Consider the following 21,766-nt stretch of genomic DNA (forward strand, 5'->3'; position numbering starts at 1 on the left):
TCACGCTCCCTTCTTCGAGCGGCGTTCCGTCGGCTGGGTCACCCGGTCGAGCATCAGGCCGAGGCAGACGATCGCGGAGCCGGCGACCAGGCCGGTCGCCAGGTCGCCCTGGGCGAGGCCGAAGACGACGTCGTAGCCGAGGGCGCCGCCGCCGACGAGACCGCCGATGATGACGACGGCGAGGACGAGCACGAAGCCCTGGTTGAGCGCGAGGAGCAGGGCGGGGCGGGCCAGCGGCAGCTGGACCTGGCGCAGTTGCTGCCCGCTGGTCGCGCCGAGCGAGCGCGCCGACTCCAGCGCGGCGGGGTCGACGGCGCGCAGGCCCTGGGTGGTGATGCGGACGACGGCGGGCAGGGCGTAGACGACCGCCGCGGCCACGGCAGGGGCGCGGCCCACGCCGAACAGCGCCACCACGGGGATCAGATACACGAACTGCGGCATGGTCTGGAAGACGTCCAGCACGGGCCGCAGCCGGCGTTCGACCGCCGCACTGCGCGCCGCCGCGATGCCGATGCCGAAGCCGAGCACGAGGGTGACGGCGACCGCCGCCAGCACCTGCGACAGGGTGTCGAGGGACGGCTTCCAGACACCCAGCACACCGATCGCGGCCATCGCCAGGACGGCGGTGAGCGCGGTGCGCCAAGTGCCGATCAGCCAGGCGAGGGTCGCGACGATCAGCAGGACGGACCACCAGGGCAGCCACTGGAGGCCGTCCCGCAGCGGGTTCAGGACCCCGGTCGTGAAGTGGCCGGCCCAGTCGGCGGTGCCGCCGATGTAGGGGACGCCGGAGTAGAGGTGGTTCGTCATCCAGTCGACGGCGTGGTTCACGGGCTCGGCGATGTTCACCACCCAGGACTCGGGCCAGTCGAGGCGGCCGGTGAGGCGTCCGGCGAGCGCGACGACGACGGCGCCGGCAGCCGCGTACGCCCAGAGGGTGACGCTCTTCGACGCGTCCCCGAGGCCCTGCGACGAGCCTCCGAGGCCCTTCGACGAGTCCCCGAGGCCGCCCTCCCCCGCCGCTGCCGTCACCCGGTCCAGGACCACCGCGAGCAGCACGATCGGGATGCCCGCGGCGAGCGCGGCGCCCACGTCGACGGAGGCGAGTGCCTGGTAGACGCGGTCACCGAGGCCGCCCGCGCCGATCACGGAGGCGATGACGGCCATGGACAGAGCCATCATGATCGTCTGGTTGAGGCCGAGAAGGAGTTCCTTGCGGGCCAGCGGGAGGCGGGCGGTCAGCAGCCGCTGGCGGGCCGTGGCGCCGAGCGAGGCGACGGCCTCCATCACTCCGGTGTCCGCGCCGCGCAGGCCGAGCGCGGTGAGGCGGGCCATGGGCGGCGCCGCGTACACGACGGTGGCGAGCACGGCCGCGGGGACGCCGATGCCGAAGACCAGCACGACGGGGAGGAGGTACGCGAACGCCGGGAGCACCTGCATGGTGTCCAGCACGGGCCGCAGCGCGCGGTACGTACGGTCGGACAGGCCCGCCGCCAGGCCGAGCAGCGCGCCCAGTGCGACGGACGCGAGCACGGCGACCACCATGAGCGCGAGCGTCTGCATGGTGGGCACCCACATACCGAGCAGGCCGCAGGTGAGGAACGCGGCAGCCGTCCCGAGGGCGAGCCTGACCCCGGCGACCCGCCAGGCGACAAGCCCGGCGACCGCGGTCACACCGGCCCAGCCCGGCGCGAGCAGCACCAGGTAGACGGCGCGCACCGAGAGGACGACGGCGTTGCTGACGTGCCCGAAGAAGTACAGGAACAGCGGGTGGCTGTCGCGGTTGTCGATGATCCAGTCGCCGGCCCTGCCGAGCGGCTCGCCGAGGTCCACGGTCAGGGCGTGCGGCCATGTGCCGCTCGCCCAGCGGGAGTCGAGCAACGGCACGAGGACGGCTGCCGCCAGGGCGAGCACGAGCACCTTGCGGGCGGCCGGCTGCCGGACGAGGGCTCTGGCCCGGTCGGCCGGGCCACTAGGGCCGACGGATGCGGTGACGGCAGCCATCAGGCCACCTCTTCGTCGTCGCCGGCGGCGAGGCCGGGGTCGGCCTTGGCCGGGGCCTGGCTGCCGCGGGCCGGGGCCTGGCTGCCGCGGGCCGGGGCTCCGTCGTCGCCGACCGCAGCCTGGCTGCCCCCAACCGAGGCCCGGCCGTCACCGACCGCCGCATTGGCGTCGCCGCCCACACCGGCCACCACCCCAAGCAGCGCCCCCGAGTCGACAACCCCCACACAGCGCCCGGAGTCCACGACCCGCGCCGCGCATCCCGCGCGCGCCACCGCCTCGATCGCCTCCGAGACCGTCGCGTCCGGAGCCACCGCAGGGCCGTTGCCCGCCTCCTCCGCGGACGCGGTGCGCATGGCCGTGCGGACGGTCATGACCTGCTCGCGCGGCACGTCCCGTACGAACTCACGCACGTAGTCGTCGGCGGGTGAGCCGACGATCTCCTCGGGGGTGCCGAGCTGGACGATGCGGCCGTCGCGCATCAGGGCGATGCGCTCGCCGAGGCGCAGCGCCTCGTTCAGGTCATGGGTGATGAAGACCATCGTGCGGCCCTCCTCGCGGTGGAGCCGGATGACCTCCTCCTGCATGTCGCGCCGGATCAGCGGGTCGAGCGCGCTGAACGGTTCGTCGAAGAGGAGGACCTCGGGGTCCACGGCGAGCGCGCGGGCCAGGCCCACGCGCTGCTGCTGGCCGCCGGACAGCTGGCCCGGCCTGCGCTGCTCCATGCCTTCCAGACCCACCTTGGCGACGACTTCGGCCGCCTTCGCGCGGCGTTCCGCCTTGCCCACGCCCTGGATCTCGAGGCCGTACGCCACGTTGTCGAGGACGGTGCGATGCGGGAGCAGGCCGAAGTGCTGGAAGACCATCGCGGCGCGGTGGCGGCGCAGTTCGCGCAGCCGGGTCTTGTCCATGGCGAGGACGTCCTCGCCGTCGATCGCGAGGCCGCCGGAGGTGGGCTCGATCAGCCGGGTCAGACAGCGGACAAGCGTCGACTTGCCGGAGCCGGACAGGCCCATGACCACGAAGACCTCGCCCTTGCGGACGTCGAACGAAACGTTGCGGACGGCCGCCGTGCAGCCGGTGCGGGAGCGCAGTTCGGCGGGGGTGAGGGCGGCGAGTTCCGGGTCGGCGGGGACGCGCTCGGCCTTCGGGCCGAAGACCTTCCAGAGGCCGTCCACCGAGAACACGGGAGCGGCCGCGACCCCGGGAGCGGCCGAGGACACCGGAGCAGCGGCCGACAACTCGGCAGCAGCGCTGACCGTCGTACTCATCACGCACCACCCCCAAGCAGCTCGGCGCACTTCTCCCCGACCATGAGCACCCCGATCATCGGGTTCACGGCGGGCATGGCCGGGAAGACGGACGCGTCGGCGATCCGGATGCCGTCGAGGCCGCGGATGCGCAACTCGGGGTCGACGACCGCGAGTTCGTCCGACGGCGCGCCCATACGGCAGGTGCCCGCCGGGTGGTACACGGTGTGCGCCACTCGATGACGGCGACGGTGACGTCCGGGTTCTCGGTGAGGCGGGATGCGATGACGGAGCCTGCCGTGCCGCCGCCGATGACGACGTAGTCGTACGTGTTCTCGTGCTGGGACATGAAGTGGTGCTCCAGGGTGCTGTGTTGCGGTGGGGGGTGCGGTGGGGGGTGCGGTGGGAGGGTGCGGTGAGAAGGCCCAAGTCGGCGGTGCGCCGCGGGGATTCGTCCGGCGGACCGGGAAGGCGGGATCAGCCCGCGAACCAGCGGACCGGCTTCGGCGCGAGGTTCTGGTACACGTGCTTCGTCTCGCGGTACTCGGCGAGACCGGCCGGGCCGAGCTCCCGCCCCACCCCGCTCTTGCCGAAGCCGCCCCACTCCGCCTGGGGGAGGTAGGGGTGGAAGTCGTTGATCCAGACGGTGCCGTGCCGCAGCCGTGCGGCGACGCGGCGCGCGCGGCCCGCGTCGGTGGTCCAGACGGCGCCCGCGAGCCCGTACTCGGTGTCGTTGGCGAGCCCGACGGCCTCGTCCTCGGTGCGGAAGGTCTCCACCGTGAGGACGGGCCCGAAGACCTCCTCGCGGACGACCTTCATCTCGCGGTGGCACTGGTCGAGGACGGTCGGCTCGTAGAAGTACCCGGTGGCGGGCCGGATGCCGGACGGCTCGGGCCGCCTGCCGCCCGCGCGCAGCACCGCGCCCTCGGCAAGCGCGGACGCGACGTACGCCTCGGTCTTCTCGCGCTGCTGCTCGGAGACGAGCGGGCCGCACTCCACGCCCTCCTCGGTGCCGCGCCCGAGCCTGATCTTCCCGGCCCTGCGCGCGAGTTCGGCGACGAAGCGCTCGCGCACGGACTCCTCGACGATGAGACGGCCGCCCGCCGAGCAGACCTGACCGCTGTGGATGAAGGCGGCGTTGAGGGCCTGGTCGACGGCGGTGTCGAAGCCTTCCTCGGTCGCGCAGGCGTCGGCGAAGACGACGTTTGGGTTCTTGCCGCCCAGTTCCAGGGCGACCTTCTTGACGGTCACGGCGGCGGAGCGCGCGACCTTCGTACCGCTGACGAGGCCGCCGGTGAAGGAGACGAGGTCGACGCCGGGGTGCTGGGCGAGGCGGGCGCCGACCGTGTGCCCGGGCCCGGTGACGATGTTGGCGACACCGTCGGGCAGTCCGGCCTCGGCGAGCAGCCGGAGCAGGGCGATGGTGGTCAGCGGGGTGATCTCACTCGGCTTGATCACGAAGGTGTTACCCGCCGCGAGCGCGGGCGCGATCTTCCAACTGGCCTGGAGCAGCGGGTAGTTCCAGGGCGTGATCATGGCGCAGACGCCGACGGGCTCGTGCACGACGACGCTGTGGATGTCGTCGGAGCCCGCGTCGACGACCCGTCCGCCGCCCTCGCCCACGACGAGATCGGCGAAGTACCGGAAGGCGTCGGCGACACAGTCGATGTCGACGCGCCCCTCCTCCAGGGTCTTGCCCGCGTCGCGGCTCTCCAGGAGCCCGAGCCGCTCGCGGTCGCGTACGAGGAGATCGGCGACACGGCGCAGGAGTGCGGCGCGCTCGGCGACGGGGGTGCGGGGCCAGGGGCCCTCGTCGAAGGCGCTGCGGGCCGCCGCGACGGCCGCGTCCGCGTCCCTCTCGTCACCCTCCGCGACCACGGCGAACGGCTTGCCGTCCGCGGGATCGACGATCTCGCGGGTGGCGCGGGAGACGGCTTCGCGCCACTCGCCGCCCACGTGAAGGGTCTGCTGTGCCTGCTGTCCTGCCATGATCGGTGTTGCCTTCCGTTCCTGTTCCGTGCCCCTGCGTCGCACACATGCCGCTCCCGCGACACACGTGTCGCCCTTGGGGACCGGGAGCGCCTGCCCCCCGGCCCCGGATGCATGCACAACCGGTGACCAGAAGTGCGCCGAGTCACTGACAAATCGCCCAATATGCGAACGGATGGGTTGAAACCTACGCTGAGTGTGACCGGCACCCTGGAGGTGACGCGATGTCCAGCCATCTGCGGACGCACCGCCTCAGGACCGCGGCGACCGGCACGGCGGCAGCCACGGCCCTGCTCTTGTCCCCCGCCGCGGCCCTGGCGGACAACGGAAAGGATCCGTCGGCGAAGGAACTCTCCGACCAGGCGCGCGAAACGCTGGCGGAAGCGAAGTCGGTCCATCTGAAGCTCCTGGACAAGAGCGCGAACGCGAGGGCCAGCGAGAGCTCGCCGACCTCGCTCGACCTCTCCTTCGACCGGGACGGCAACTGCGCGGGTTCGATACGGATGGGCGGCGACGGGGGCAGCGTGAAGGTCGTCATCCGGGACGACCAGGCCTGGGTGAAGCCCGACACGGCCTTCTGGAAGGCGCAACTCCCGGACGGCCAGGGCGACACGGCCGCGAAGACCGTCAAGAACCGCTATGTCCACGGCTCCACGAACGACGCCCTCCTCGCGGGCATGGCCGACGCCTGCGATCTCAAGACCTTCCAGTCGGAGGTCGCCGAGTCCGGAGAGCGGCACGCCTTGAAGAAGGGCGCCGAGACGACGGTCGAGGGTGCCGAGGTCATCCCTGTGACGTTCGTGGATGAGGGCACGACCACCACCCTCTACATCAGCACGGACTCCGACCACCACCTCGTCCTTGCCACCAAGAAGGGCGACGACACCGACCTGGCGCTGACCTTCGCCGACTACAACGAGCCCGTCCCGTCGGCCACGCCGCCGGCCGCCGAGTCGGTGGACATCTCCGAGCTCCCGGAAGAGCTGCGCAACCCTTAGGGCCTGTCCCGCGGATCACGCCGCGGACGCGCGGCTGACGTGGCGTGATCACTCCTGAACCGGCAATGTCCGGTTCCGCTGCGCAATGCATCGATGTGGTAACCGAGTTGGGCACACGTGCCGCTGTCATGGGCCCGTCTCGGCCACAATGTCTCCGTGTCCACCTCAACGGAAACGCAGTTCGAGGACGGTACTCCCGTCAGGTTCCTGCTCACTCCCGTTCAGGGCGCGGTGCTGCCCGAACCGGACGACGACCTTCCCGAGGGCATGGGGACCGCTGTCCCCGTCGCCACGGGCGGCGGAGCGGTCGCGACCTTCGCCGTCGGTACCCTGCGCCGGGCGCTGCGGCCGCTCGGCCCGCTGCTCCAGGAAGTCCACGACGCGGTCCAGGCCGCACCCGAGCCGCCCTCCGAGCTGAGCGTGACCTTCGGGGTCCAGGTCGGTCAGGACCTCAAGCTGGGGATCGTCGGCGGCAACGGACAGGCCCACCTCACGGTGACCGCCACCTGGAACCCGCCGACGCCCCCGCGCGCGGAGTGATCCGTGGGGTGGTTCAGGGCCCGCGGGTCCATGGACGGGGGCACCCCGGTCGCGTGCGTGGCATCCGTACGACGCACCCGGGACGGCAAGGTGGCGGGGGCGGGCCTCATTCTTGGCGCCGACACGGTGCTGACGTGCGCCCATGTCGTCAACGACGCCCTGGGCAGGGGCCTGTTCGAGGCCTCGGCACCGGGTCCTGACGAGATCCCCGTCGAGCTGAGGGGGCCACGCGGCCACGACCGGTATCCCGCGCGCGTGGCGCACTGGATCGCGCCGCGCACCAGGGACGGCCGCGTGGTCGTCGAGGGCGACAGCGAGTGGCTGGGCGACCTCGCCGTCCTGCGGGTCGACGCGCCGGACGACGCCGTCCACCCGCCGGCCCGCCGGATCGCGATGGAGGCAGGTCAGGAGGTGCGCGCCTGGCACGGCAGCGCGGGCGGCCCCACCTTCGCCGACCTCACGGTCAAGTCCGCCGACGGTGGTCCCTTCGGTTACCTCGACGGGGTGGCCACCGGCATGGCCGTCGGCCCCGGCTACAGCGGCGGCCCCCTGTGGTGCGAGGAGGACAAGGCCGTGGTCGGTCTCGTCGTCGCGCACTTCATGCCGCCCCGCGACCCGCACACCGGCGGCTACGCACCCCACAGCCCCCAGCATCTGATCCGGCGCAGCTGGGGCATTCCCTGGCAGCGCGTCGAGGCCGAACTGCGCTCCGCGGGCGCCCTGGACACGCAGGACCTCCCGCACGCCGACGTCGACGACCCGGCCCACCTCCTGCTCGCGGAGGAGATCGACCGCGCGTTCCCGTCCTCGTCCGGGCGTGGCGACGTCGCCCGTGAACTGGCCCGCGCCTGCGGTGTCGGGGCGGGCAGCGAGGTGACACCGCCGACGGTCGAGGAGTTCGCGGAGTTCCTCCTCACGCATCCGCGCGCCCTGGCGGCCCTCACCGAGGTCCTGCGGCGCAGGGACGCGTCGGCGGCCGACCGCATCCTGACCGCGGGCCGCCTCGCCCGCGGACCCCGGCTGCTCTCCCCCCGCGAGTACACCCGCCTGCACCAGCTCCTTCGGGGCGTCGAGAAGGCGGTGCTCGCGCGGTTCGGTGAGGCGGTGCGCGCCGCGCTGCCACTGGCCGCCGCGTTCCCCGGGGGCGGCAGCCTGGACGCGCTGCTCGACCACCTGGAGGCGCTGCACGGCGACGGCCGCTCGGACGACGGCGGGCCGCGGGTTCCGGCGCTGCTGCGCGTCATCGAGTACGTCAGTGTGCTGTGCCCCGGGCCGCAGCGCGCGGGTCTGCGCATGTGGTCAGACGGGGTGATCACCCGGCTCGGCATTCCGCGTTCGGCGCTGGCCGAGCGGCGCTCGGACGCCCAGGAATGGGCGCGTGAGATACGGAACCGGTCCGTGCGCGTACGGGTGCTTGTGGAGGTGCGGCGGGCGGAGCCGGGGCGGCACCGGCTGCGGATCTGGTGCGACGAGGGCGCGGGGCCCCGGCAGGTGTCGGCCACGGCCGCCGTCTCCTACTCGGCCTCGGAGGGGGCGCGCGAGCTGCTGCGCGTCCTGGAGTCCCTCGGCCCCTCCGCCGTGGACGGCCGGCGCCCGCTGGTGGAGGTCCTGGTCGACCGCACCAGCCTCAACCTGCCCGTCGACGAATGGGAGGGCGCGGCACCCGACGAGATCGTCCCGGGTGTGCTCGGGGTGGAGTTCCCGCTGGTCGTGCACTGCCCCGAACTCCTGCGCCGGCACGAGCGTTTCCTGCCCGACTGGCGCCGCCGGTGGAGCCGCCTGGACTCCGGAGCAACCCTGGTCTTCTCGGACGCGTCCAAGGATCCGAACCAGATTTACTACGAACTGATGGAGCAGCTCGACGCGGTGCGGGTCTCCGTCGACGTGCCGCCGGGCCTGCGCGACGGCATCGTGCAGGTCTGTCTCGCCGTTGGGGTACCAGTAGTGGTGTGGGACCGGGGACGGGACAAGGACTCGCACGCCGTGAGACACATGGCGGAGGTCGCCACGCGTGAACTGCCCGACGGCGTGCGCTCCTACCGCGCCAACATCATGGCCAACCCTCATGAGTTCCCCGGCCGTCCGGTCCTCGCCTGGGCCGACGCCGACCGCACAGTGCCCCGCCTCCATCTGACCGAACCACAGGAGAGCGCATGACACCCGCTCCCGACGCCGGCTGGCGTCTGTTCCGGGGTGACGGCGAGCCACGGGACGTCGCCCTTCCGCCGGCCCCGCCCTGGCGCCGCTTCACGCCCGCATGGACCGTACGGCCCGAACTGCCGTACCTGATCGAGCGGCAGCACGCCGACGTCGTCAACGCCGCGCTGCATCTGCGCCGCCCGCTGCTCGTCACGGGACCGGCCGGCACCGGCAAGTCGTCCCTCGCCCGGGCCGTGGCGCACGAGCTGAACCTGGGCGAGCTGCTGCGCTGGCCCATCAACAGCCGCTCCACCGTGCGTGAGGCCCTCTACCAGTACGACGCGATCGGCCGCCTGCGCGAGACGACGCTCAGCCGCGACCGGGGCGAACGCGAGCCGTCCATCGGCACGTTCATCCGGCTCGGCCCGCTCGGCACCGCGCTGGTGCCCTCCGTCGTACCGCGGGCCCTGCTCATCGACGAGATGGACAAGGGCGACGTCGACCTGCCGAACGACCTGCTCACCGTGTTCGAGGAGGGCGTCTTCGACATCCCCGAACTCACCCGGCTGCCCGAGGACATCGCCGACGTGGACGTGCAGACCGCCGACCACCGGGGCACCGTGCGAGTGCACCAGGGGCGGATCCAGTGCGCCGAGTTCCCGGTGGTCGTCATCACCAGCAATGGAGAGCGTGACTTCCCGCCCGCGTTCCTGCGCCGCTGCGTGCGCCTCGATCTGCCGGTGCCCGACGAGGAGCGGCTGCGCGCCATCGTCGCCGCGCACCTCGGCGAGGACGCGCTGCGGGAGGCCGACGACCTGCTGGAGGCGTTCCTGCGCCGCCGCGCCCCCGGCGAACTCGCCACCGACCAGCTGCTGAACGCCGTCTTCCTGCGCGCGGGAGGCGTCGACCTGGACGCGGAGGGCCTGCTCGACGCCGTACTGCACCAGCTGACCGGGGCGATGTGACCATGGCGGGCGGCGGTGAGCGCCTCGCCCAGGCGCTGCGCGTGCTCGGCGCGGCCGGGCACGACCTGGACGCCGACCAGGTGCTCGACGTGCTCTGGCTCGCCCGCCGCCTGCCCGCCACCGAGGACGCACCGCTGCACCGGGGCCTGCGCGCCGCCCAGGAGCCCCCGCCGCCCCCGACCGCTCCCGCACCCGACGAGCAGCCCCTGCCGCAGCCGGCGCCGGAGCCCGACGACCCGGATCTGCCCGACCTCACCAGCCCCTCCCTGTACGCGGCGGCCCGCCAGACACCGGCTCCCGAGGTACGGCTGCGGGGGCCCGAGCGGGAGCGGGAGCCGCGCAGGGCGCTGCCCGTCCGGGTCCCCGAGGGCAAGGCGCTGAGCGACGAACTCGAACTGGGCCGCGCGTTACGGCCGTTGCGCCGCCGTCTGGCCAGCAGGCACCGGCTGGAGATCGACGAGGAGCGCACCGCGAACGAGCTCGCCGACACCCGGCTGCCCGACGTGGTGCAACGGCCGGTGCAGGAACGCTGGCTGAACCTGGTGCTGCTCGTCGACGACGGCCTGTCGATGCTGCTGTGGCACCGGCTGGGCGCCGAACTGCGCGCCCTGCTCGAACGGCTCGGCGCCTTCGCGACCACCCGCGTACTCGGTCTCGACACCCGCTCCGCCCGCGAACCCCGGCTGCGCGCCCGGCCGTTCCAGCACGACAGCACCCAGGTGCCGCTGAGCACGGTCAACGACCCGTCGGGGCGCACCCTCGTCCTGGTCGTCAGTGACGGCATGGGCGCCGCCTGGCGGCACGGCACGATGCACGAACTGCTGTACGCGTGGGCCGCCCGGGGCCCCGTCGCGGTGCTGCACACCCTGCCGCCCGAGATGTGGGAGGCGTCCGGCATCCACGCCGAGCGCTGGCAGGCCACCACTCGGCGGATCGGCGGCGCGAACACGTCCTGGGACATCACCGACCGGGTGCTGCCGCCGGGCCTGGCCCGCTTCGACGGCGTACCGGTACCGGTCCTGGAGCCGACACCCGGCGCCCTGCGGGACTGGGCGCAGCTGCTCGCCTCCCCCGGCGCCACCATGGAACTCCCGCTGCTCTCCCGCCCCAGCCAGTACGCCGCCGTCGCCGCCGCCCGCGACCTGGGCAGCCCCCAGCACTTCCGCGACGCGGCCACTCCGGAGGCGTACCGTCTCGCGGCTCATCTGGCGGCCGTCTCACCGCTGACGGTGCCGGTGATGCGGCTCGTGCAGACGGCGGTGCCGTGGCCCGCGCGTACCTCGCATCTCGCGGAGGTGTTCCTCGGCGGCCTCATCCGTCCGCGGCCCGCGCCCGTGCCGGGTCCGCTGCCCGCCAAGCACCTCATCTTCGACTTCTCCGACGAGTCCAAGTCGGTGCTCCTGGACGCGGTCCCCCAGGCCGAACTCCTCAGAACGGGCCGCAGCATCGGCCGCCGCCTGGAACAACTCGCGGGCAACTCCCCCGACTTCCCCGCCTGGCTGGCCCACCCGGACGGCAGCGCCCAACTCCCCGGCTCGCACCGCCCGTTCACCAGCGTCGAACGGCGGCTGCTGACCCGCTTCGGCGTCTCGGTCGAGGCGGGACCCGCCGGCCTCGAACCCGACGAGCGGGGAGCGCCCGTCTCCGGCGCGGACGACTGGGAGCCGCTGACGGACGACGATCCGCGGGAGCTGGGACCCTACACGCTGGTCGGGCGGCGCAAGGGCCGCAGGACCGTCGTCTACCGAGGCGTGATCGCGCCGAGCACCGTGGCCGTCCTCCGCGTTCCCCGTCCCGATCTCCCCACGGTGAACGCCCAGTTGATCGAGGTGGAGGCCGAGGCGCTCTTCCGGCTGAACGGGCAGTACGCGCCCGCGCTCCTCGGTACGGCGCTCGACCGGAACCCGCCCTGGCTCGCGATGGCGCCCATCGCCGACACCGACGCCCCCGACGCCCAGCCGCCGCGCCTCTCGGAGCTCTTCAGCAGGGCCCTCCTCGAGGGCACGGCCCCCTTCGACAAGGTGGCGGGCCTGCTCGTCGCCTGGCACCTGGCGAGCGCCCTCGCCGTCTGCCACGTCAGCGGGCTCGTGCCGGCGGACTTCAGCGCCGACAGCGTGTTCGTCCTGCGGCGCTCCGTGGTCCTCGGGGACCTGTCGGACTGCGTGGTCGACGGGCGGTACCTGGGCACGGGCCCTGTGCCGACCGCCGAGGACAATGTGCGCTCCCTGGGCGAGATGCTTCAGCTCGTCAGCACCAAGGCCGGCTGGGAGGTGCCGGGCCTGCCGGAGGGCATGCATATGTGGCAGGGCGACACCTGGGAGCAGTTGCGGCTGCTGGTGCTCCGCTGCCTCGACCCGGATCCGGCGGCGCGCCCCACCGCGGGCGAGGTCGCCGGGGTCCTGGCGCGGTACATCGCCATGGCCCGGGCGGCGAAGGACCCGGCGGAACCACAGGCCAAGACCCCGGTCCACGCCCTGACGGACGTACCGCTCTCCCCGCCCCCGGCCGATGCCCGCCCCACGGGCCGGCACCGGCTGCCCCGCTTCGGCATCGGCGGCCGCGAGGCCCGCCTCGAACGGCTCTGCGTACCCCTGCGCCGCAGCCGCCGCATCACTCTCCTGGGCGCCTACCACTACAGCGGACGGGCCACGACGACGATGGTCCTCGGCTCCCTGCTCGCCGCCGTCCGCGCCGAACCCGTACTGGCCCTCGACGGGGCACCCTCGGAGGGATCCCTCGACTCCTTCCTGAAGGACCGCAACCGGGCCACCCTGCGCGACCTCGCGGCCCTTCCGCCCGACGCCTCGTACGACCAGATCAGGGCCCACACCACGCGCCTCCCCTCGGGCCTCGAAGTGATCGCCCACCGCACGGGCCACTTCAACTCCAGCCCCGTACATGCCCAGGAGTACGCCCGCGTACTGGCCCAGACGGCGCCGTACTACTCCTTCGTCCTCACCGACTGGTCACCGACGCAGCTCGACAGCTCCGCGGAGGTCGCGCTGGCGCACACGGACCGGCTGATCCTGTGCTGCGGAACCACCGACTGGTTCCGTTCCGCCGCCACCCGCGCGCTCGCGCGGCTGCACGAGGCGGGTCACGCGAGGCTCGCGGACGAGGCGATCGTGGTGGCCACGGACACCGAGGGCACCGGAAACCGGGTTCTGCCCACCGGCGGCACCCTGCGCCCCGGCAACATCACCGGCCCCGTGGTCGTCGTCCCCTTCGACCTCTCCCTGCGCTCGCCCGGATTCCGCGAGCTGGGCCGGCTGCGGGCGGCGACGACACGGGCGTTCCTGGACCTGGCGGAGCTGATCGTCGAGGACGCGACGCACTGATGCCCGGGCGGTTCCGGCCGCCCGGGCATCAACTACGCGATGGCGTGGCTCAGATGAGGCCGAGGCCGCGAACCGCCTCGCGCTCCTCCTCCAGCTCCTTCACCGACGTGTCGATGCGGGCGCGGGAGAACTCGTTGATGTCCAGGCCCTGGACGATCTCGTACGAACCGTCCTTCGTCGTCACCGGGAAGGAGGAGATGAGGCCCTCCGGAACGCCGTACGACCCGTCCGACGGGATACCCATCGACGTCCAGTTGCCGTCGGCGGTGCCGTTGACCCAGGTGTACACGTGGTCGATGGCGGCGTTGGCGGCGGACGCGGCCGACGACGCGCCACGGGCCTCGATGATCGCGGCGCCGCGCTTGGCGACGGTCGGGATGAAGTCCTCAGCCAGCCACTTCTCGTCGTTGACGACCTCGGCGGCGTTCTTGCCGGCGACCGTGGCGTGGAAGATGTCGGGGTACTGGGTGGCGGAGTGGTTGCCCCAGATGGTCAGGCGCTTGATGTCGGCGACCGTCGAGCCCGTCTTCTTCGCGAGCTGGGTCAGCGCGCGGTTGTGGTCCAGGCGGGTCATGGCCGTGAAGCGCTCGGCCGGTACGTCCGGGGCGGCGGCCTGGGCGATCAGCGCGTTGGTGTTCGCCGGGTTGCCGACGACGAGGATCTTGACGTCGTTCGCGGCGTGGTCGTTGATGGCCTTGCCCTGCGGCTTGAAGATGCCACCGTTGGCCTCGAGGAGGTCGCCGCGCTCCATGCCCTTGGTGCGGGGGCGGGCGCCGACGAGCAGACCGACGTTCGTGCCGTCGAAGGCGACGTTCGGGTCGTCCGTGATGTCGATGCCCTGGAGCAGCGGGAACGCGCAGTCGTCCAGCTCCATGGCGGTGCCCTCGGCGGCCTTGAGCGCCGGGGTGATCTCCAGGAGGCGCAGCTTGACCGGCACGTCCGCGCCGAGCAGCTGGCCGGAGGCGATGCGGAAGAGCAGGGCGTAACCGATCTGGCCGGCCGCGCCGGTGACGGTGACATTCACGGGAGTGCGGGTCATGGCGTTCTCCGTATGACAGCTGGCGGTGGGGCGTCCCTGCCCCGGGGTGCAGGATCTTCCCCTTGTGCGCCGCGATGATCGATCAGGGGTAGTGATGATCGATATCTTGGCGTCAAGAGAGATCCGCCGTCAGGCTATCGCGCATCCGGCAGCCCCGACGTCCGGGCCCGTGTGGCCCGCCCCACAGAGCCCCCGGGAGGCGGCCGCCAGGCCCGGGAGAGTAAGGCGTGGCGGCCGCCCCTGGGGTACCGGGCCGGCTTTCGGGCCGCCTCATGCCCTGCCGCACCGGATCCCCGTGGGGGTACGGTGCGCCTGCCCCGGACGGGGTCTTGCATGCCCCTGCCGGGCCACGAGTTCTCCCGGACCCGGTGTCGCGCCCGGCGCTATTTCGCCCCCTCCGCCCCTACCCATTCCCGTACCTGGGGGCTCCGCCCCCCCCAGACCCCCTTACCGCGCTTCGCGCTCGTCCTCAAACGCCGGACGGGCTGAAATCTCCTACTTCGTGCAGCCCCTTTGGCCCGACTTCAGCGTCGCGCACGCCGTGGCGTCGCCGGCGTCCTTGACCGCGACCATCGGGGTGTATGCGTCGGCGTCCGCGTCGACCGACCCGGTCTGCTGGGCAGCGGTGCCCGAGGACACCTCGACCCGGTCACCGATCGCGGCCTGGGTGATGCGGGCCCAGGCGGCGCCACAGGTCTTGCTGTAGCGCACCTCCACGAGCGCCGTACCGACGGTGACGCTGGTCGTGGTGGTGGCCAACTCCCCTCCGCAGCCCATGTTCTCCGGGTCCTTCCCGGTGCAGCCCGCGCCGCTGCACTTCACCCCGGCCGGCAGATCGGGGTTGGTGCCGGCGGAGGTCGCGGGCGTCTTGGGCGTGTCCTTCGCCTTGTTGTCGTCGCCGCCACTGGTGAGGTACACCGCCGCCGCGACCACCACGAGCGCCCCGACGACCCCCGCGAGGAACATCGTGAGCCGCCGCCCCCGACGGGATCCGCCCCCCGCACCCGCTCCACCCGGCCGGGCATCCCGCGGCGGCCCCCCGGCCGCCCGCACCGGCCCGGCCGGCGCCGAGGGCCCGAACTGCCCCGCCCCGTCGGACGGCGTGGCGACAGCCCCCCAGCCGCCGCCCCGCGAGCCACCCCCGTACGACGAAGCCCCCTGCGAGGAGGACGACCCGTACGACGTCGACTCCCCCGCATCCGGCCCGGTCGGCTGTGCCGGTACCGACGGCGGCAGCGTCGGTGAGATCCCCGCCGGCCCTGCGATCCCGGTCGCGCCGCCCCGCTTGCGGGCAGCCTGCTGCCCGTTGCTCCCCTTCGCCGGAGTCGGCCCGAACTCCCCGAGCGCGGCACGCGCCTGGGATATCCGGATCGCCTCCATGGTCATGTCGTGGCGCATCTCCGAACGGCTCCAGGCACGCTCGGCCAGCTCCCACATGGTCGTCAGATGGTTGGGATTGGTCCCGGTCACCTCGGCCAGGGCGACGATCGCGCCCTTGGGCGCGAGAAGCCGGCCGTTGAGATAGCGCTCCCAGGACGTCTTGCTGTAGCCCGTGCGGTCGGCCACGGCCGCGATGCTCAGCCCGCTCCGGTCGACGAGCCGCCGCAGCTGGCTGGCGAACTCCCTGACCTGCGGATCGAGTTCATCCGGCAAGGCCCTCCAACGAGGCATTGCTTCCCCCCTCTTCCCCCCGTACGTGCACAACTGTTTTCCCCGCGCGTGGCGCCCCTCCGCCGAGTCCCCGTTGTGGCTACCCACAGGGATGCACTCGGTCAGGATCTCAGTTCCCGGGGTGGGGGCGCACGGGAGCATTCGGGCCGGGGCATGCACCGTCGCACGCCCCTTGGGCTGCGGTCCAGTGTCCCACCGACCCCTTGTGCGGCCGGTCGAACCCCTGGCCTCGCACGGGACGTCCCGGACCGTCCCGATTGCCCACGTTAACGCGCCTGTTGTGATGGATCAGTGCAAATCCTTGAACTTGTCAAGACATCGACACAACGAGAACACAGGTGCGACCTCAGGGGTCACGGCAGCGTTCCACCCACTCGGGCGTGACGGCATGCCGCCCGCTCGGACGTGACGGCGTTCCACCTCCCGGACGTGTCGGCGCCCGGTTCCCGTCACCCCACGCGGACTCCGTGGCGGAATGGTCACTTCCGTGCCACAGCGAACGGCCAAGTGTTGAACAGCCTGTTCGTGTGCAGAAGGGTTGACCCTGGGCGGAACACCCGCCCGATCGGGGCCCGTCCTTACTCGGGGGAGAGGACGGGCCACGGTCATGTCCGCCCCCGGAAACCGAAAACGCCGTGGCCCGTCCTCCCAGGGAGAACGGGCCACGGCTGTACGGGGCTCAGCGCACCGTGAAGTGCAACGTGTCGTCCAGGAACGGGATCTCCAGCCACGGGTTGGGCTGCGCCATCATCGCGAGCAGCACGATGACCACGCCGAGCACGCCGTACGTGAGCATGTCCGTGAAGCGGGAGCGGACCGCCAGCATTCCCACGTCGGGCAGTATCCAGCGCATCACGCAGCCCGCGAGGAGCGCGGCGCCGATGAGAATCGTCCCGAACCGGAACACGTCGAGCGCGGTCAGCAGCAGGCCGAGCCCGACGGCCGACAGCACGGCCAGGATCGGCCACTGACGCGCCGGCGCCGGGGCGTCCCCGCGCGCCGCCCGGCCACCGCCCTCGGGCCGCGCGGTGTCCCGGGTGATCCGCGGGAACCGCCGGGTGGTCCGCCGCGGCGTGCCCTCGGCGTCGGGCGCGCTGACGGCGTCCCGCACGGCGGCCTCGGCATCCCGTACGGCGGCCTCGGCACCGTCTGTGGTCACGGCACGGTCCGCGGCACCGGCACCGGCGTCCCGCGCCGCGGGCTCCGCACCGGCGTCCCGCGCCGTGGGCTCCGCACCGGCGTCCCGTGCATCCCTCACCGTCGGAGAGGTACCGGCGCCCCGCACCTCACCGTTCTTCGATCCGCCCTCAGTCGACACTGCGCTCCGCCGCTTCCACCACGTTGACGAGCAGCTGGGCGCGGGTCATCGGGCCGACGCCGCCCGGGTTCGGGGAGATCCAGGCGGCGACCTCGGCGACGTCGGGGTGGACGTCGCCGACGATCTTGCCCTCGGCGCTGCGCGAGACACCGACGTCGAGGACGGCGGCCCCCGGCTTCACGTCCTCGGCGCGCACGAGGTGCGCGGACCCCGCCGCGGCGATGATGATGTCGGCCCGCTTCAGGTGGGCGGAGAGGTCACGGGTGCCGGTGTGGCACTGGGTCACCGTGGCGTTCTCACTGCGCCGCGTCAGCAGCAGCGGCATCGGGCGCCCGATGGTCACGCCACGGCCGACGACCACGACCTCGGCGCCCTTGATCTCCACGCCGTACTGGCGGAGAAGGGTGAGGACACCGTTGGGCGTGCACGGCAGCGGGGCCGACTCGTTCAGCACGAGGCGCCCGAGGTTCATCGGGTGCAGGCCGTCCGCGTCCTTGTCCGGGTCCATCAGCTCCAGGATGCGGTTCTCGTCGATGCCCTTGGGCAGCGGCAGCTGGACGATGTAGCCGGTGCAGGCGGGGTCCTCGTTCAGCTCGCGGACCACCGCCTCGATCTCCTCCTGCGTCGCGGTCGCGGGCAGTTCGCGCTGGATGGAGGCGATGCCGACCTGGGCGCAGTCGCGGTGCTTGCCCGCGACGTACTTCTGGCTGCCGGGGTCGTCCCCGACCAGGATCGTCCCGAGGCCGGGCGTGACGCCCTTCTCCTTCAGGGCCGCCACGCGGGCGGTCAGATCGGACTTGATCGCGGCTGCGGTGGCCTTGCCATCGAGAATCTGGGCGGTCATGGCCCCATCCTCCCGGATGACCCGGCCCTGGTTCCAATCCGGCCACCCAGGCCGCCGTCCGGCGCCGGGCAGCCCGCGCGGCTGTGAGTACGTCACGAACAGGCTGTGATCCGCCCATGATCACCGATGTTGCACTTGCACAACACATATCGATTGCGGCTGGACAAGTCAGAGCTTGCTGAAGAACGATGAGCGAACAGTGCCGCGGGCAGTACCGGGGGGACGAACCGCTCTGCAGCCATTCCTCCGAACCGTGCCGCGTCGTCCCCGCACCAGGCAACGGAGGAAAACCCGCCATGAGTTTCGGCGACCCGAACAACCCTTACGGGCAGCCGCCCCAGCAGCCCCCGGCCACTCCCGGCTACGGCTACCCGCAGGCTCCGCCTGGCGTACCCCCGCAGGGCTACGGCTACCCACAGCAGCCGGGGTACCCCGGCTACCCCGGGGGCAACCAGATGCTTCCGCCGACCATGCCGGGGCTTCTGGTCACGGCTCGAGTGTTCCTGTTCCTCATCTCGGCGGTGCAGATCCTCGCGGGTATCGCCTACCTCTACGGCGCCGCCATCGCCAACGACGTCTCGGACGCGGCGGACAGCTACGGCTCGTCCTCGGACAACCCGTTCAACGCGTTCGGTGACAATGCCGACATCGCCGCGGGCGCCCTCGTGATCATCGCGCTGATCGCGCTGGGCCTGGCGGCGCTCTCCATCACGCTCGGCGTCAAGTTCGGCAACGGCGGCCAGGGCATCCGGATCACGACCGTCGTCTACGGCGCGCTCGGCGGAATCGTCGGTCTGATCGGTCTGTTCATCGGCCTGGACTCCGGGCTCGCCACCGCGGTCATCCTCCCGCTGATCTGGGTCGCCTTCGCCGTCGTCATCACGGCGGCCCCGGTCGTCCCCAGTGGCACCGCCTGGTTCGCGCGCCCCCGCTACTGATCCCCCGGATCCGTCGGACTGGCGATGTGCCCGGCCACCCCCGGCGCTCCGCGCCCGGCAACAACTACGAGCCGATCCCAGGCCCGCCGACCTGCTGACGCACGAGAAAGCGGCCTCCGGCTCCCTCGGGGGAGCGCCGGAGGCCGCGGCATTCATGTCATGGGCTCAGTGGAAGAAGTGACGGGTCCCCGTGAAGTACATCGTGACGCCCGCCTTCTTCGCGGCCTCCACGACCTGTTCGTCGCGGACCGAACCGCCCGGCTGGACCACGGCCTTGACGCCTGCGTCGGCGAGGATCTCCAGGCCGTCGGGGAACGGGAAGAACGCGTCCGAGGCGGCGTACGAGCCACGGGCCCGCTCCGCGCCCGCCCGCTCGACGGCGAGCTTCGCGGAGTCGACGCGGTTGACCTGGCCCATGCCGACGCCGACCGAGGCGCCGTCCTTGGCGAGCAGGATCGCGTTGGACTTCACCGCGCGGCAGGCGCGCCAGGCGAAGGCCAGCTCGTCCAGCTCGCCCTGGCTGAGGACCTCGCCGGTCGCGAGGGTCCAGCTCTGCGGGTTGTCGCCGTCGGCCTGGAGGCGGTCGGTGACCTGGAGCAGCGCGCCGCCGTCGATCTGCTTGACCTCGGCCGGGCTCGCGGGCGCCCGGTGAGCGCGCAGCACACGGATGTTCTTCTTCTGGGTGAGGACTTCGAGAGCGCCGTTCTCGTACTCGGGCGCCACGATCACCTCGGTGAAGATCTCGGCGACCTGCTCGGCCATCTCCTTCGTCACCGGACGGTTGACGGCGATGACACCGCCGAACGCGGACAGCGGGTCACAGGCGTGCGCCTTGCGGTGCGCCTCGGCGACATTCGACGCGACCGCGATACCGCACGGGTTGGCGTGCTTGATGATCGCGACGCAGGGGTCCTCGTGGTCGTACGCGGCACGGCGCGCGGCATCCGTGTCCGTGTAGTTGTTGTACGACATCTCCTTGCCGTGCAGCTGCTCGGCCTCGGCGAGGCCGCCCGTGCCGTCGACGTAGAGCGCGGCGCCCTGGTGCGGGTTCTCGCCGTAGCGGAGGGTGTTCTTGCGCGCGTAGGTGTGACCGAGGAAGTCCGGGAAGCCGCTGTCGTCGGCCGCGGCGTAGTCGTCGGCGAACCAGCTCGCCACCGCCACGTCGTACGCGGCCGTGTGCTGGAATGCCTTGGCGGCGAACCGCTTGCGCAGCTCCAGCGTGAAACCGCCCTCCTTGACCGCCTGGAGGACCGCGGCGTAGGCGTCCGGGTCGGTGACGACGGCCACGGACGGGTGGTTCTTGGCGGCGGCGCGGACCATCGACGGACCGCCGATGTCGATCTGCTCGACGCACTCGTCGGGCGTCGCGCCCGAGGCGACGGTTTCGCGGAACGGGTAGAGGTTGACGACGACGAGGTCGAACGGCTCGACACCGAGGTCCGCGAGCTGCTGCCGGTGGCTGTCGAGCCGCAGGTCGGCGAGGATGCCGGCGTGGACCTTGGGGTGCAGGGTCTTGACGCGGCCGTCCAGGCACTCGGGGAAGCCGGTGAGCTCCTCGACCTTGGTGACGGGAACGCCGGCGGCGGCGATGCGCCCGGCGGTCGACCCGGTGGAGACGAGCTCGACACCGGCCTCGTGGAGCCCGCGCGCGAGCTCCTCGAGCCCGGTCTTGTCGTAGACGCTGACCAGCGCGCGGCGGATCGGCCGCGTGCTGGTCTCGTTGCGCTCGTTGCTCTCGGCGGTCACTGGATAACTACCTTTCGTCCCTCAATGCGATAGCCGTTGCGGGCGAGCCGCCCCACGACATCGACGAGCAGCCTTCGCTCGACTTCCTTGATGCGCTCGTGCAGAGCGCTCTCGTCGTCCTCGTCCCGGACCTCCACCACGCCCTGAGCGATGATCGGTCCGGTGTCGACGCCGTCGTCGACGAAGTGGACGGTGCATCCCGCGACCTTCGCGCCGTACGCGAGCGCGTCGCGTACGCCGTGGGTCCCCGGGAAGCTGGGCAGCAGGGCGGGATGCGTGTTGACGAACCGCCCGCCGAACCTGGCGAGGAATTCCTTCCCCACGATCTTCATGAACCCGGCGGAAACGACGAGATCGGGCTCGTAGGCGGCGGTCGCCCGGGTCAGCGCCGCGTCCCACTCCTCCCGGCTGCCGTAGTCCTTGACCTTGCACACGAAGGTGGGCAGCCCGGCGCGCTCGGCACGGGCGAGTCCCTCAATGCCGTCACGATCGGCCCCGACGGCCACGATCTCGGCTCCGTAGGCCTCGGGTCCCGCCTCCGCGACGGCGTCGAGCAATGCCTGCAGATTCGTACCTGATCCGGAGACCAGCACGACGAGGCGCTTGGTCTTGGCCACGGCGGGGCCCTTTCTCGGGGGAGTGTTTGTACGGTCGTACGAATGCTTCGCGCCCCGGGATACGGGGAAGTCTACGAACCGGCCGACCGTCAGCAACGATACCGGCACACAGGGCGGCCCCCACGGGACGGGCGCGTGGCCGGAAGGTAGCGTCTGGGGAGGATCCACCCGGGTACCCCGTCCAGCACGGGGGAACGCCCTGCGCCTGCGGGACGTTGATCTGACATGGGTACGAACGCTCGGGGCGCGAGCCCGGGGCACGACACTCGGGGCGCGAGCCCGGGGTACGAAGGCTCGGGGCGCCTGCCCCAGGCACGAATGCTCGGGGCGTAAGCCCCGGGTACGAAGGCTCGGGGCGCCTGCCCCAGGCACGAAC

15 protein-coding genes and 1 pseudogene are annotated in these 21,766 nt (G+C 72.2%); 6 read left to right on the top strand and 10 right to left on the bottom strand.

Annotated features, from left to right (window positions below):
• The 4 genes and pseudogenes from C4B68_RS15485 to C4B68_RS15500 form a co-directional block, all read right to left on the bottom strand.
• Complete coding sequence (locus C4B68_RS15485) at positions 1-2,001, bottom strand: ABC transporter permease (RefSeq protein WP_099500729.1); 2,001 nt, start codon at positions 1,999-2,001, stop codon at positions 1-3.
• Complete coding sequence (locus C4B68_RS15490; protein WP_240634361.1) at positions 2,001-3,269, bottom strand: quaternary amine ABC transporter ATP-binding protein; 1,269 nt, start codon at positions 3,267-3,269, stop codon at positions 2,001-2,003. Before C4B68_RS15490 ends, C4B68_RS15485 begins: the two co-directional genes overlap by 1 nt.
• A pseudogene (locus tag C4B68_RS15495) lies at positions 3,269-3,487 on the bottom strand (GMC oxidoreductase); the annotation flags it as partial. The pseudogene C4B68_RS15495 and the gene C4B68_RS15490, both read right to left, overlap by 1 nt.
• Positions 3,488-3,725: 238 nt before the next feature.
• Positions 3,726-5,237 (bottom strand): aldehyde dehydrogenase family protein, encoded by a 1,512-nt coding sequence (locus C4B68_RS15500; RefSeq protein ID WP_099500728.1) that lies wholly within the window; start codon positions 5,235-5,237, stop codon positions 3,726-3,728.
• 224 nt (positions 5,238-5,461) lie between these two features.
• Here C4B68_RS15500 and C4B68_RS15505 point away from each other — a divergent pair, with 224 nt between their 5' ends.
• From C4B68_RS15505 to C4B68_RS15525, 5 genes are all read left to right on the top strand, one after another.
• Positions 5,462-6,235 (top strand): LolA-like protein, encoded by a 774-nt coding sequence (locus tag C4B68_RS15505; RefSeq protein WP_240634362.1) that lies wholly within the window; start codon positions 5,462-5,464, stop codon positions 6,233-6,235.
• A 156-nt stretch (positions 6,236-6,391) separates the two neighbouring features.
• Positions 6,392-6,775 carry a CU044_2847 family protein gene (locus C4B68_RS15510; RefSeq protein WP_099500789.1) on the top strand — a complete coding sequence of 128 codons (384 nt, stop codon included), beginning with the start codon at positions 6,392-6,394 and terminating at the stop codon, positions 6,773-6,775.
• A gap of 3 nt (positions 6,776-6,778) precedes the next feature.
• The gene (locus C4B68_RS15515; RefSeq protein ID WP_240634363.1) at positions 6,779-8,932 is read left to right on the top strand and encodes a VMAP-C domain-containing protein; all 2,154 of its coding nucleotides are present in this window, start codon (positions 6,779-6,781) and stop codon (positions 8,930-8,932) included.
• Positions 8,929-9,879: an AAA family ATPase gene (locus C4B68_RS15520; RefSeq protein ID WP_099500726.1), complete on the top strand. Its 951-nt coding sequence runs from the start codon at positions 8,929-8,931 to the stop codon at positions 9,877-9,879. Before C4B68_RS15515 ends, C4B68_RS15520 begins: the two co-directional genes overlap by 4 nt.
• Before the next feature lie 2 nt (positions 9,880-9,881).
• Positions 9,882-13,217, top strand: a complete 3,336-nt coding sequence (locus C4B68_RS15525; protein WP_099500725.1) for an SAV_2336 N-terminal domain-related protein — start codon at positions 9,882-9,884, stop codon at positions 13,215-13,217.
• Between the two features lie 49 nt (positions 13,218-13,266).
• Here C4B68_RS15525 and C4B68_RS15530 read toward each other — a convergent pair whose 3' ends face one another.
• The 4 genes from C4B68_RS15530 to C4B68_RS15545 all read right to left on the bottom strand — a co-directional run bounded on the left by C4B68_RS15530 (position 13,267) and on the right by C4B68_RS15545 (position 18,089).
• A complete protein-coding gene (locus tag C4B68_RS15530) occupies positions 13,267-14,256 on the bottom strand; it encodes a malate dehydrogenase (RefSeq protein WP_099500724.1) in 990 nt (329 codons plus the stop codon).
• Between the two features lie 495 nt (positions 14,257-14,751).
• Positions 14,752-15,927 carry a helix-turn-helix domain-containing protein gene (locus C4B68_RS15535; protein WP_099500723.1) on the bottom strand — a complete coding sequence of 392 codons (1,176 nt, stop codon included), beginning with the start codon at positions 15,925-15,927 and terminating at the stop codon, positions 14,752-14,754.
• Between the two features lie 679 nt (positions 15,928-16,606).
• The gene (locus tag C4B68_RS15540) at positions 16,607-17,086 is read right to left on the bottom strand and encodes a DUF3017 domain-containing protein (protein WP_167459311.1); all 480 of its coding nucleotides are present in this window, start codon (positions 17,084-17,086) and stop codon (positions 16,607-16,609) included.
• Between the two features lie 148 nt (positions 17,087-17,234).
• Positions 17,235-18,089 (bottom strand): bifunctional methylenetetrahydrofolate dehydrogenase/methenyltetrahydrofolate cyclohydrolase, encoded by an 855-nt coding sequence (locus C4B68_RS15545; RefSeq protein WP_099500722.1) that lies wholly within the window; start codon positions 18,087-18,089, stop codon positions 17,235-17,237.
• 296 nt (positions 18,090-18,385) lie between these two features.
• Here C4B68_RS15545 and C4B68_RS15550 point away from each other — a divergent pair, with 296 nt between their 5' ends.
• Positions 18,386-19,027, top strand: a complete 642-nt coding sequence (locus tag C4B68_RS15550) for a hypothetical protein (RefSeq protein ID WP_099500721.1) — start codon at positions 18,386-18,388, stop codon at positions 19,025-19,027.
• A 165-nt stretch (positions 19,028-19,192) separates the two neighbouring features.
• Here C4B68_RS15550 and purH read toward each other — a convergent pair whose 3' ends face one another.
• Together purH and purN are read right to left on the bottom strand one after the other, a co-directional pair.
• Positions 19,193-20,773 (bottom strand): bifunctional phosphoribosylaminoimidazolecarboxamide formyltransferase/IMP cyclohydrolase, encoded by a 1,581-nt coding sequence (purH, locus tag C4B68_RS15555; protein WP_099500720.1) that lies wholly within the window; start codon positions 20,771-20,773, stop codon positions 19,193-19,195.
• Positions 20,770-21,390 (bottom strand): phosphoribosylglycinamide formyltransferase, encoded by a 621-nt coding sequence (gene purN / locus C4B68_RS15560; protein WP_099500719.1) that lies wholly within the window; start codon positions 21,388-21,390, stop codon positions 20,770-20,772. The genes purH and purN overlap by 4 nt, the downstream gene beginning before the upstream one ends.
• Positions 21,391-21,766 lie beyond the last annotated feature (376 nt).

Source organism: Streptomyces dengpaensis (assembly GCF_002946835.1).
Classification (GTDB): domain Bacteria; phylum Actinomycetota; class Actinomycetes; order Streptomycetales; family Streptomycetaceae; genus Streptomyces; species Streptomyces dengpaensis.